Genomic DNA, 11,484 nt, shown 5'->3' on the forward strand with positions numbered 1-11,484 from the left:
CGGCATTGTTGCCAGAGTCGCTGGGTAGGGTGTGTTTCACGGGAAACAACGACCTGCGGGTCGCGGCGGCCAGCGACGCCCGCTACACCCGACCGCTGTCGTGAGATCCGGAGCAGATACGTGACCCTCAGTACCATCGCATTCGAGCTGGTTCCTACCAATATCGAACGCGGTCCGCAGTACGCCATCGAAGAGGCGCACAAGGTGCTGGCCAAGGCCGCCGAGGTCGGTATCGAGGGACGTATCGGGCACGTGATGATCCCCGGCATGATCGAAGAGGACGGTGACCGTCCCGTCGAGATGAAGCCCAAGATGGACGTCCTCGACTTCTGGACGCTGATCAAGCCAGAGCTGCCGGGCATGCGCGGCCTGTGCACCCAGGTGACCTCGTTCCTGGATCAGGATGCGCTGGGGGAACGGCTGGGCGTGCTGCAGGCCGCCGACTTCGATGGCATCGCCTTTGTCGGTGTCCCGCGCACCATGAACGACGGTGAGGGCGCCGGCGTCGCACCGACCGATGCGTTGACCATCTACGCCGACCAGGTACCCAACCGCGGCGTCATCCTGATCCCTACCCGCGAGGGTGAACAGGGCCGGTTCAATTTCAAGTGCAACCAGCGCGCCACCTACGGCATGACCCAACTGCTGTACTCGGACGCGATCGTGGATTTTCTCGCCGAGTTCGCCAAGACCAGCGACCACCGGCCCGAGATTCTGCTGTCCTTCGGTTTCGTCCCGAAGATCGAGTCCACGGTCGGGCTGATCAACTGGCTGATCCAAGACCCGGGCAATCCGTTGGTCGCCGCTGAGCAGGAGTTCGTTTCGCGGTTGGCTGCGTTGGAACCCATCAAGAAGCGTGCGCTGATGCTGGACTTGTACAAGCGGGTCATCGACGGGGTCGGCGAATTGGGTTTTCCGCTGAGCATTCATCTGGAAGCGGCCTACGGGGTGTCCAAGCCGGCGTTCGAGACGTTCGCCGAGATGCTGGCCTACTGGGCACCGGATCGCGGCTGACCCAGTTCCCTGGGTTGGCCGGCGTGCGGATCGACGGTCAGGGCACGCAGGGTCTCGGCCGGCCGGGCTACCGGATCGGGAGGCGACGTGGGCAGGTGCGCCGGCAGTATGCGGCGCCGTTCGACAGGGCCACTGCTGTTGGGGTTCGGTGTGTCGGCTGTCCTGTGGCACATGCGATTTGGAGTGGCCAACCTTCCTTGACCGTTAGGCGAGCCGCGTCGCTGCAGTGACCGAAGCGGCCGGACTGTGGCCGCGAGAGGGGTTGGTCCCGCGCTACCCAGCGATGGCATCGAGCATGTGCTTGAAGCGTTGGCGATCAGCGGCCGGAAGAGCAGCCAACACCGTGGCCTCGGCATGGAGGGCCGCCGGCTCGATGGCGTCGAGAAGTCTCCGCCCAGCGGTGGTGATTTCTGTCGGAAGCGTGCGTCCCTGTGCGGCTGATGCAGGCCGTTCGACCAGCTGTGACGACTGAAGGGCTTTGAGGGTGGCGTTCATCGTTTGGGGGCTGACTTCGAACAATCGCGCGAGGTCGGCATTCGTCAGTCCTGGCGTATCTCGCAGGAGCTTCAGGCACACGAACTCGCTTAGCGTCAGGTCGAACGGTCTGAGCGCGGCAGCCATCGCAGCCCTGAGCTTGGCGCTTACCCGGTAGAGCAATGGTCCAAGCAGCTCGGTTTTATTCGCCACGCATATCAGGTTCCCATATATTCGGAATCCTGATATAACCGGTCTATGGCTGACGCACACAACTTCGACTTCGACCCGATATATCGCGGCGCTGTGACCGAGTTCGGCGCCGGCCGACCCGGCTGGAGCCTCGACAAACCCCAACCCGACATCGCCGCGCTCATCGACGCCGGCTTGGTGGTCGGGGACGTCCTCGACGCCGGGTGCGGTGAAGCTGCGTTGTCCCTCGACTTGGCCGGCCGCGGCTATCGCACCGTGGGCATCGACTTGTCGCCAACCGCGATCGATCTCGCCATCAGCCAGGCACGCTCACGTGGCCTGACGACCGCTCAGTTCGCCGTCGCCGACATCACCACACTGCACGGCTACGACGGGCGCTTCGACACCATAATCGACAGTGCCCTATTCCATTCGATGCCCATCGCTCGCCGCGAAGGCTACGTCGCATCGATGGCCAGGGCTGCCGCACCGGGGGCACGCTTCTACGTACTGGCCTTTGATCGCAGCGCTATGCCAGATGCTCCCAAGGCCTCGGTTGCTCCCGTCAGCGCGGACGAACTCGCCGAGACCGTCGCCCGAGGCTGGGTTATCGACGATGTCCGGCCCGCTCGCCATCACTGCCGATTGCCCGACGCGCTTCCCGCGCACTTCGCTTCGATTGACTTCCGAGACGAACCCGACGGACTGAAATCCGTTGCCGCCTGGCTGCTCTCTGCCCACCGCCCGCAGTAATCACTCACGTAACGAACGCGTGACCTCTCACACCTAGTGGTCGATGTGATAGCCGCCATAACCAAACCCGATAGCCGCCGGATTGAATTTCCGGCGCCCTGCGGTTGCAGCCTACGACGGCCGAATGGTCGCCTTCGGACAGCAATGAAGGGCAACGACGATGAAGACAGTGAACGGGTCTCTGCGGCAGACGATGGGTCGTTTCGTGATGGCGGGCGGACTGGCAGCAGTGGCGCTGGTGTCTCCGGTCGTCTGGTCGATCAGCTCCAGTTCCGAGGTGGCGTCATCGGTCAACGGAACGGTGCTCAAAGCGGACAGCGGGTTGAGCCAGCTGCAATGGATCTACAGCACGCAACCGCGCGTGCAGGTGCCGCACGTCGACACCTCTGTGCACCAGAGCCGCTGACGACGCGCTGAACCCACCCGGCATTTTCTTGATGCCAAGGGCCCATGTCAGCGGTGGGCGCCGACCCGGCCGGCAGCGGCGCGGGCGTTGCTTGAATTGGACTTGGCGCTGCTCATGGTGGGGAAACCGCCTTCGGCGCGATGCAGAGTGCTTCCCCAGCCGGCGGCTGGATCGGTGCACCACGGCGGTACCTGACCGTTCTTGGCGCGCTTGCATTTGTCGTGACCGCCGCCTCCGGCCGGAGCTCCCGATGTCGGATCGCCGGCGGCCGGATTGGCCACGGCGCCCCCGGTGCCACTGGCCGGCGGCGTAGCGGCGGCGCCGCGGCTGTGCTGAGGGTGTGCTGAATCCTGTTGCGCATGAGCTGAACTCGTCACGCTGTGATGGTGGGCGTTGTCGCTGTGCGGGGATCCATGCGCTGCGGCGGGAGCGGCCAATACGACAGAGAGGGCGGCGAGCCCAATGGCGCCTGCTGCGATGACCCTGCCGAAGTAGTGGTGACGTTGGCCTCCATCCGCTGCGCTTGCGCCGCGGTGCGCGATCGGGTCGATATCGCGCTGGTCGTTGGTTGCGAGTGTGGTGCCCATGTCACTGCCTTTCGTTCGATACTTGTCCGAACAGGTAAATGCTAAAAGCTATTCCAACAGGCACTTCAAAGGCAGTTTGATCAGCTAAGCTGATTGAACAACTACCGAGGAAGGGGTGTAGTGATGGCCAAAGAGGGTGCAGATCGGCAGTTGACGGATGCCGAGAGCGCATTGTCGAGCGTGGCGCTGCGAGGCCCAGTCAGCCATGCAGTCTTTCGAGTGGCACGCCTGTCGCGAATGATCATCGCGAATCTGCTCCGCCCCTTCGGGCTGTACCCGGGGCAGGAGTTGGTGATGATGTATCTCTGGGATCTCGGTCCACTCCGGCAGGCCGACCTGGTGCGGCTCACCAGTTCGGATGCCGCCACCATGACCCGCATGATCCAACGCTTGGAGCATGCGGGGTTCGTTCGCCGTTCTCCGAGCCTGGAGGACAAGCGCGCCCATCTGGTCGAAGCCACCCCGGCCAGTCGTGGATTGCGTCAGCAGCTGGAGGACGTCTGGAGTCAGATGGAGGAGATGACCGTCGGTGGGCTGAACGATCAGGACCGCGCAACCGTTCTCCGCGTCGTCGAGGGTCTCGAAAAACGGTTGGATGCCGCGATTCAGTGACCCGGCCGCGAACTCCTTACCCGGTGATGTCGCGGCCGATCAGGTGGCGGGCGATGACCCACTGCAGCACTTCGTTGGCGCCCTCGAATATTTCGAGGATCTTGGCGTCGCGGTAGATCTCCTCCAGTCGGTAGGTCTCCCCGGTGGCGGAGACTTGCCGGGCGAATCCATAGCCGCCATAAATCTGCAGGGCGTCGCGAGCCAGGTCGTTGGCCAGGCGGGTGGCATAGGACTTCGCCATGGACGCCTCAGGCTCGCCCGAGCGATCGCCGCGGTCGAGCCGGACCGCGGCCTTTTGGTACATCGCGCGCGCGGCTTCCAACTCGGTGGCACGCTCGGCCAATTTGTATTGCCAGTACTGCATTTCGCCGAGCTTGCGGCCGAATAGCTCGCGACTACGTAGCCGCGAGACCGCGAGATCCAAGGCGGCCTGGGCGACGCCGACGCCTGCTGCCGCGATGCCGACGCGACCGGCGGCCAATGACGCCAGGCCAGTGGCAAGGCCCCGGCCGGGATCGCCGAGCGCCTGGTCTGCCGGCACTGCGACGTTGTCGAAAACGATGTCGGCCGTGATCTGGCCGCGGTGACCCATTTTGAGATCCGGTTGGCCGACATGCACTCCCGGGGAGTGCATGTCGACAAGAAGCATGGTTGCGTTGTTGGTATCGCCGTCGCGACACAGCACGCAGACCCAGTCGGCCACAATCGAATTGGTGATCCAGCGTTTACGGCCGCTGACGACGAACCCGTCAGCGGTTCGGGTGGCGACCGTCGTCAACGCAGTCGGGGTCAGATCGCTTGATGCGTTGGGCTCGGTAGTTGCGAATGCGAAAACCAAATCGCCGCCGATCAGCCCGGGGAGGACTCGCTCGCGGACATGCGGTTGGGCGAACGATAGTGCCCTGGCATTGAGGATGCACTGCCCATCGAACACGCCGGCCAAACTGGAGCTTTCGTACGCGATCTCCTCGGTGACGATGCAGGTGGCCAGCATCGGGTGCGCCAGCCCCGCGCCGAACGGGCGCTCGAACGGCACCGCGAAACACCCCGCGGCGGCAAGGCCTTTGAACGCGCTCCACGGGAACGACTCGACCGACTCCTCGCGTTGGGCGATCTCGCGCGCCACCGGAGCAAGGTGGTTTGCGACGGCCTCACGGGCCATCGCGCGGATGTGCTGCACGTCGTCGGGCAGAAAGACGTCGTGCCACATGCGATCAGCGGTCCGACTGACGGGTTCGGTGTCCATGCCTGTCCTCCTGCGGTCGTTGCGCCAGAGCGTAGGCAAGTCAAGATAAACTAGTCAACTCTGACTAGTTTATCTTCTGAGTGACACTCGACGGCCAGGGGTGACTCGCCTACCGAAAGGGCCACGTGCCATGACGCAACCTCGTCGCGCGCAACGCCGCGGCATTGCGGTGCAGGAACGCATCTTGGATGCCGCGGTCCGAGCACTCGTGGAGCATGGTTATGCCGGCACCTCGACTCTGCGTATCCAGCAGATGGCTGAGGTCAGCAGGGGCAGCCTGTTGCACCAATTCCCCTCCCGCGACGCCCTGCTCGTCGCAGCGGTGCAACACCTTGCCGAAGCGCGATTCAACGAGATGGGCACGCGGACCAGGTGGCCGGTCGATCCCCATGAGCGAATTCGTGCGGCTGTGGCATCGATGTGGTCGACGTACCAGCAGGACTACTTCTGGGCCGCCACCGAATTGTGGCTTGCGGCAAGGCACAACGCCGACCTGTGCGCCAGTCTCGAGCGACAGGAGCGTGTTCTCTACCGTCAGGTGCGGGCAGTGACCGACGCCATGTTCGGCGAGCCGCTCAATCAACATCCCGACTATGCCCGCGTTCGTGAAACGCTCAACACCAGCATGCGCGGCGTCGCGCTCACGTATGCATTCGATCGTCGTAATGCGTTGCGCGACCCGCATATCGCGGACTGGGTTGCTCTGGCGACAGGAGTGCTGCTGGGGGCGAGATGACAGCGCGATACCGGCCCGGCGACAGCACAAACCGGAGCAGTTCTAAGGCAATCAAGACGCTGCGCCGTCGTCAGGGTCGTCCTGGTGGCCGGGAACCGTCATGTACGACGCCATGAGTGCGGCAAGCTCGTCGAGAAATTCGTCGTGATCGATCGAGGGACGGTCGAGCACGTACCGGATGGTCAGGTGCTCGACCGCACGGACTGCGATCCAGACCCTGGTGCCGGCGTGATGGATCGGTTGAGAGCGCAGCCGCAGATGGGCAATGGCGAGCTCGCCGACACGCTGCTCAAAATCGGCGATCTTGTTGCCCATGCCGAGCCGGGGGGTGTGTTCGATCATCGCGCGGAGCAACTCGGGTTGGTCGTTCATCGCATCGAGCAGGATTGCGAGGACGTCGCGTAGCGTGCGGATGTCCTCGGGCCGCCCGACCTGCTCCACCAGACGAGTGGTCACTGTGCGCACAATGCGGTCGGTGTAGTCGTCGACTATCGCCACGATGACCGCGTCCTTGTTGGGAAAGTACTGGTACAGCGACCCTGGGCTGATACCGGCCGTCTCCGCGATGCGGTTCGTCGTGGTGCCGTCGTATCCGCGCGCGATCAGCACCTGCCGTCCGGCGTCGAGGATGCGTTCAACCATCAAACGCGAGCGTTCCTGCCGCGGCGCGCGGCGGGGAACCCCTGAAGTGCTGCTCATCGGGCCGTCACGAGACGAATTGTATGCGAGTAAAAGCTCGTGTCAGCATTCGAGCATGGATTCCTCGACTCAAGAACAGCGTCGTTCTGCTGATCCCGGCGCACCGGCCGGCGGCCACCCGTACGACTACTACTGGCGGCCGGGTATGGCTTTGCGGCCAGCGCCTGCCCGCCTGCGGTTCGAGCCGATCTGGACGCGTACGCGCAGACAACAAGTGTCGCCTTGGATGGAATTCAGCGACGTGCCGAAGGCGACCCCATGGACCGACCTATTCGTCGACCACCTCTGGCAGGGCGACGAGTTGATGGATGCCGTCGTCGTGCGGTTCCGCGAGATCGGGATGGCGCAGGGACGGGCGCTGCTGGAACGGGCGCTCGACCACGGCATCGGGTCGGTGCCCAATCCGCCGCAAGAACTGGTCGCACTGTTCGAACACCTCGATCACCCGCCGCACTGGTACGACTCGCAGAAGTGGGAGCGGGGCCGACAGTTGTGGAACAACGCCTCCCTGGCCGGCAAATTGGGCATGGTTGTGGGGGACACCTTCGGAACGTTTGTTGGCGACGAGGTTGCCTACGCCACCGGACAAACCGGTCGATTCGTCAACGACTTCTACCGCCGCAACCTGGAAACGGCGGCCTGGTTTCGCAACATGACTTACCGCAATGCCTTGGGGCGTTTCGCCGATCCGTTCAAAGACACCGTCCGGGTGCGGCTCATGCACGCGCAGGTGCGTGCCGGATTGCGCCGCTCGTGGGGTGACGATCAGTTCGCCCACCACGGCAACCCGATTTCCAACGCGATGATGATGAACGCGGCAATCACCTTCGGGCTGCAGCCGCTGCTGATCGACCACGCACACGGACGTCGTTGCAGCCGTGCCGATCTGGACGCGGCGCTGATGTATTGGTCATATATCGCCTATGTGTTCGGTGTCGCTGAAGAGCTCATCCCGAAGAACGTCGCGGAAGCACTGGAGGCGATGGACTTCGTTGTCGCCTACGCGGGCGGGCCCTCTGAGTGGACCGAAACCATGATCGGAGCGGCGGCCGACGGACCCTTGCGCTCGGGTTGGTTGACGCGCGCTTCCATTGGCCCGTTGCTCGGGTTGCTGGTCTACTACGGCGGCGAGGACATCACGCGCGCCATGGTTCGCGGCACCGGCCTTGCCGGCATCAACTTCAGGCCGTGGACCAACGTCACCGCTGTGCTCGTCCACACCAACATCGGCTTCCGTCGACTGCTCGATCGCACGCCGGGAGCTGCGCGCCGTGCTGCGTCACGCGACAGCGACACCGCAATGTGGGGCGCCGCGGTGAAGATCGCCCGATTCATGGCCGCGCGCAACGGGGTCACCGGCACGCCGTATGACCATCACAATCAGACGGCCGATGTCGGCGCGGGTTGCCCGATCCCGCATGCACCGGCGACATCCGAACCGCCGGACTGACAGTGTGACGGCGTATGCCGAACCACGCGGTACACGGCCTTGGCTTGACTCCGGCACCCGATGTCGTCATCGACCAGACTTGATCTTCTTGTGCCGCACGGCAATCTCGGCCCAGTGATTCAGGCTCCCATGGATGCGTCGATCGCCTGGGTGATGAGTTTGACTGCATCATTGCGCCCGACTGAGGCCAGCAGTTGGGCTGCGGCCTCAATCTCTGGCCCGACCAGACATGTCGGTCCGTTGTCCAGATTCTCGAATGCCATTGCCACCACAGAATCGACCGATGCCGCGTCGTTGGGCGCAAGATCCTCGGATTCGATTACCCCTCTGCGGAATTCGAGTTTCCGCAGCGCCGGAGTGTTGGTTTTGCCGAGGATCAGTCCCAGCACGTCGACGCCATGGACATGCAGTTCGGCCCAGAGTGCCTCGGCGAATACCATGTCGAAGGCCTTGCTGGCGCCGTAGGCCACCATGTTCGGGCCGCCGGCGAACCCGGCCCCGGACCCGAAGATGACGATGGCGCCGTGGCCCCGGTCGACCATTGGTCGCCCATAGTGATGGCAGAGCTGAAGTGGAACAACGCAATTGCGTTGCACCAACGACTCGGCGTTGACCAGCGGGCTGGTCAGGAACGGTTCGAAGTTGGGGTCCGCGCCGGCGCAGTAGACCAATGAGCCGATCTGTAGGTCGGCGGTAGCCTCGATAACCCGGGCGCTGGCGCCAGGCTCAGCGAGATCGACCGACAGTGTCCGGGTTTGGACGCCGTGCTTGTCGCGGATCGCCGCCGAGACCTCGTCGAGGACGGCTTGCCGCCGGGCCAGCAACACGACGTTGACACCGCGACAGGCCAATTCGTCGGCCATCGCCGCTCCGAGTCCGTCTGAGGCCCCGGCGACCAGAGCCCACGGTCCGTACTTCGCTGCGAATTCCACAAGTCCTCCTAGATCGTGACCACGCGAACCGGAGTGAACCGGCGCTGGGCTATCCGCCAACCGTCGACCGTGCGTACCAGTACGTCGTCATAGAAGCCGACCGCATTGACGCCGGATACGTTGTCGGCGGCCATGATCAGCCCGTCGACATACGTGCGTGAGGTTGCGGTATCGCCGTCGATCGAGATCGCATGGTTGGTCAGGCGGTGCATGGTGTGCCCCGCCATGGCGTGCGCCTGATCCATGAACTCGGTGACGGCATCCACCCCATTCCAGGTGCCGATGTCGCCGTAGTCGAGCACACAGTCGGCGGTGAATGCGGTGCGGAACGTCGGCCAGTCTCGGCGGTCTATTCCGGTGGCATAGCGGATCAGCACGTCGCTGATGTCGTCACGATCGCTCATGTGCACAGTCCGTTCGGGTGAATCATGATTCGCGGTGGCCCGGCTGAGCGCCGGGCCAAATCGATGGCCTCGGGTGCCTCATCGAGGGTGACGACCTGCCCGATACTCGGCGTTGGATCCAGCTCTCCGGCGGCGATGGCGTCGAGCGTGCCGTACCAGTCCTGCGGCCAGGGGCCGCCGCCGAATTGCAGGGTCACGCCCTGGCGGGTCGCGGCGGTGATGTCGAGGGTGTCGCCGGTGTACCAGCCACCGGCGCAATAGATCCGGGTGCCCATGTCGGCGCTGTTCACCAGTTCCTGGATCAGGCCGGCCGCACCCACACACTCGAATACCACGGTGGCACCCCATAGTCCGCGGTCGGCACGTACCTGCCGAACCGCGTCCAACGGCTGGGTGCGTGTCGGGTCGACGGCGATGTGTGCACCAAATCCCGTGCGGGCCAGATCGCGCCGATCGCCCTGGTAATCAGCGACCAGGATCGGGTCGATACCGCGCCGCGCGAGAGCCGCCACGGCGGACAGACCGACTGCGCCGGCCCCGACCACGATCGGTACCTCGTCGGGTTGCACATTGGCGCTACGGACATAGAACTCGCCTACGGCAAAGGCGTCGGTCAACGCCACGGCGTCGTCGGAGACCGAAGTGGGCACTGCCCGCGCGATGGATTCGGTAACCACCGCCAATTCGGCGAAACTGCCGGGGGATTCGGGATGCTGGCCGATGATGTGTGCGCCGTCGGATCCGCCGTTTATCAGCCGGATCGGAATCGAGGTGACCCGGGTGCCCGGCGGAAACTGATCGGTACAGCCCGGGCCGTGGGCAATGACCTCGCCGACGAACTCGTGGCCGAGCACCACGTCGCGGTCGGCGTCATACAGTGAGCGGCCGGTCGGGTCGCGCAGGCTCAGTTCCGGGTAGTCCATGAAGTGAACGTCCGAGGCGCAGATCGCAGTACTGCGGATGCGCAAGAGCAATTCACCCGGCCCAGGTTGTGGGTCGGCGATTTCGCGTACGTCCAACTTGCCACCGCGGAGAACGACCGCCCGCATTGCCACCACCAATCTCGAATATTCGAGATATGATCTCGAAATAACAAAATGACTGTAAGAATCGTGGAACGAGGAGTCAAGGGTGCGCGGTGCTACATCGGCTCCGACGGAGCGAGTACTCGATGTGCTGGAACTGCTGGCCCAACCCGGCCAGGAATCAGCGCGATTCTCGGACATCGTCGGCGCACTCGAGCTCACCCAGGCGACCGCGCATGCCATCCTCAAGACCCTGTGCGACCGCGGGTGGTTGATCCGCGATTCCGTCGACAAGACCTTCGCACTCGGGCCGGTCCTCGCTGTCATCGCCGCTCGCACCGACGCGACCCGGCCGCTGGCTCATGCGGCGCGCCTCGCAGCCAAAGAGCTGTCCGAGCAATTGGGTTACCCGGCATCGGTGGTCGAAAGGGTCGACGACGAGCTGGTGATCACGGCCTTCGAGGGGGGCGGGTCAGCCGGCGTGCCGGGGGACCGGATCCGGTATGCGCCGCCGTTCGGCGTTGCCTTCGCGGCATGGGATTCAGAAGCGGGACAACGGGAGTGGATGGCTCGGGCGCCTTCGGCAGTCGACGGGCTGAGCGAGCGCCTCGAGCAGGTACTGAACCAGACCCGCCAGCGTGGCTATGACGTGGACTGGACAACCCCCGAACTGACCCGGGCCGCCCAGGTCGTCGGCACCCTACCCAGCGACGGCCTGCCCGAGCATGTACGTGGCATCACCGACCAGCTGCTGGCCGAGTTCACCACCATGGGTCTGCAGCAGTCGGGGGTGCACCCGGTGGCCACCATCGCGGCACCGGTACTCGACGAGCACCGTCGGGTGGCGCGGATCCTTGCGGTACATCCGCTGCGGCCGATGACTGCGCGCCAGGTGGAGACGGTGGGCCTGCGGGTGATGCGGGCCGCTCACCGGCTGGGCGTATGAGGCCAACC

At 64.4% G+C, this 11,484-nt stretch carries 14 protein-coding genes; 7 read left to right on the top strand and 7 right to left on the bottom strand.

What is annotated here, in order from left to right; translation table 11 throughout:
- Positions 1–120: 120 nt before the first annotated feature.
- Entirely contained in the window at positions 121–1,014 is an 894-nt protein-coding gene (locus tag ABIA30_RS18035) for a mycobacterial-type methylenetetrahydrofolate reductase (protein ID WP_370067814.1), read from the top strand.
- 273 nt (positions 1,015–1,287) lie between these two features.
- Here ABIA30_RS18035 and ABIA30_RS18040 read toward each other — a convergent pair whose 3' ends face one another.
- Positions 1,288–1,701: a MarR family winged helix-turn-helix transcriptional regulator gene (locus ABIA30_RS18040; protein ID WP_370067816.1), complete on the bottom strand. Its 414-nt coding sequence runs from the start codon at positions 1,699–1,701 to the stop codon at positions 1,288–1,290.
- Positions 1,702–1,746: 45 nt separating this feature from the next.
- Between ABIA30_RS18040 and ABIA30_RS18045 the strand changes: the two genes are divergently transcribed.
- Both ABIA30_RS18045 and ABIA30_RS18050 read left to right on the top strand, forming a co-directional pair.
- Positions 1,747–2,433 carry a class I SAM-dependent methyltransferase gene (locus ABIA30_RS18045; RefSeq protein ID WP_370067818.1) on the top strand — a complete coding sequence of 229 codons (687 nt, stop codon included), beginning with the start codon at positions 1,747–1,749 and terminating at the stop codon, positions 2,431–2,433.
- Positions 2,434–2,602: 169 nt separating this feature from the next.
- The gene (locus ABIA30_RS18050) at positions 2,603–2,839 is read left to right on the top strand and encodes a hypothetical protein (protein ID WP_370067820.1); all 237 of its coding nucleotides are present in this window, start codon (positions 2,603–2,605) and stop codon (positions 2,837–2,839) included.
- Between the two features lie 47 nt (positions 2,840–2,886).
- Here ABIA30_RS18050 and ABIA30_RS18055 read toward each other — a convergent pair whose 3' ends face one another.
- Positions 2,887–3,426 carry a hypothetical protein gene (locus ABIA30_RS18055; protein ID WP_370067822.1) on the bottom strand — a complete coding sequence of 180 codons (540 nt, stop codon included), beginning with the start codon at positions 3,424–3,426 and terminating at the stop codon, positions 2,887–2,889.
- Positions 3,427–3,645: 219 nt separating this feature from the next.
- On the opposite strand from ABIA30_RS18055, the gene ABIA30_RS18060 reads away from it, so the two are divergent.
- A complete protein-coding gene (locus ABIA30_RS18060; RefSeq protein ID WP_370067823.1) occupies positions 3,646–4,038 on the top strand; it encodes a MarR family winged helix-turn-helix transcriptional regulator in 393 nt (130 codons plus the stop codon).
- A gap of 16 nt (positions 4,039–4,054) precedes the next feature.
- On the opposite strand, the gene ABIA30_RS18065 is transcribed toward ABIA30_RS18060, so the two are convergent.
- The gene (locus ABIA30_RS18065) at positions 4,055–5,284 is read right to left on the bottom strand and encodes an acyl-CoA dehydrogenase family protein (protein WP_370067825.1); all 1,230 of its coding nucleotides are present in this window, start codon (positions 5,282–5,284) and stop codon (positions 4,055–4,057) included.
- 130 nt (positions 5,285–5,414) lie between these two features.
- On the opposite strand from ABIA30_RS18065, the gene ABIA30_RS18070 reads away from it, so the two are divergent.
- Positions 5,415–6,020 carry a TetR/AcrR family transcriptional regulator gene (locus ABIA30_RS18070; RefSeq protein ID WP_370067827.1) on the top strand — a complete coding sequence of 202 codons (606 nt, stop codon included), beginning with the start codon at positions 5,415–5,417 and terminating at the stop codon, positions 6,018–6,020.
- A 51-nt stretch (positions 6,021–6,071) separates the two neighbouring features.
- Here ABIA30_RS18070 and ABIA30_RS18075 read toward each other — a convergent pair whose 3' ends face one another.
- Positions 6,072–6,662: a TetR/AcrR family transcriptional regulator gene (locus ABIA30_RS18075; protein ID WP_370067828.1), complete on the bottom strand. Its 591-nt coding sequence runs from the start codon at positions 6,660–6,662 to the stop codon at positions 6,072–6,074.
- A gap of 112 nt (positions 6,663–6,774) precedes the next feature.
- Between ABIA30_RS18075 and ABIA30_RS18080 the strand changes: the two genes are divergently transcribed.
- On the top strand, positions 6,775–8,169 hold the full coding sequence (locus ABIA30_RS18080) for an oxygenase MpaB family protein (protein ID WP_370067830.1): 1,395 nt from the start codon (positions 6,775–6,777) through the stop codon (positions 8,167–8,169).
- A 119-nt stretch (positions 8,170–8,288) separates the two neighbouring features.
- On the opposite strand, the gene ABIA30_RS18085 is transcribed toward ABIA30_RS18080, so the two are convergent.
- From ABIA30_RS18085 to ABIA30_RS18095, 3 genes are read right to left on the bottom strand one after another with little or no spacing between them, the layout of a single operon-like run.
- Positions 8,289–9,101, bottom strand: coding sequence for an SDR family NAD(P)-dependent oxidoreductase (locus tag ABIA30_RS18085; protein WP_370067831.1), 813 nt, complete (start codon positions 9,099–9,101; stop codon positions 8,289–8,291).
- A gap of 8 nt (positions 9,102–9,109) precedes the next feature.
- Entirely contained in the window at positions 9,110–9,505 is a 396-nt protein-coding gene (locus ABIA30_RS18090; protein ID WP_370067833.1) for a nuclear transport factor 2 family protein, read from the bottom strand.
- A complete protein-coding gene (locus tag ABIA30_RS18095; RefSeq protein WP_370067835.1) occupies positions 9,502–10,554 on the bottom strand; it encodes a zinc-binding dehydrogenase in 1,053 nt (350 codons plus the stop codon). Before ABIA30_RS18095 ends, ABIA30_RS18090 begins: the two co-directional genes overlap by 4 nt.
- Positions 10,555–10,636: 82 nt before the next feature.
- On the opposite strand from ABIA30_RS18095, the gene ABIA30_RS18100 reads away from it, so the two are divergent.
- Positions 10,637–11,476, top strand: a complete 840-nt coding sequence (locus tag ABIA30_RS18100; protein ID WP_370067836.1) for a helix-turn-helix domain-containing protein — start codon at positions 10,637–10,639, stop codon at positions 11,474–11,476.
- The last annotated feature ends 8 nt before the right edge of the window (positions 11,477–11,484 follow it).

The sequence above is a fragment of the Mycobacterium sp. MAA66 genome, assembly GCF_041261665.1.
In the GTDB taxonomy this organism is placed as follows: domain Bacteria; phylum Actinomycetota; class Actinomycetes; order Mycobacteriales; family Mycobacteriaceae; genus Mycobacterium.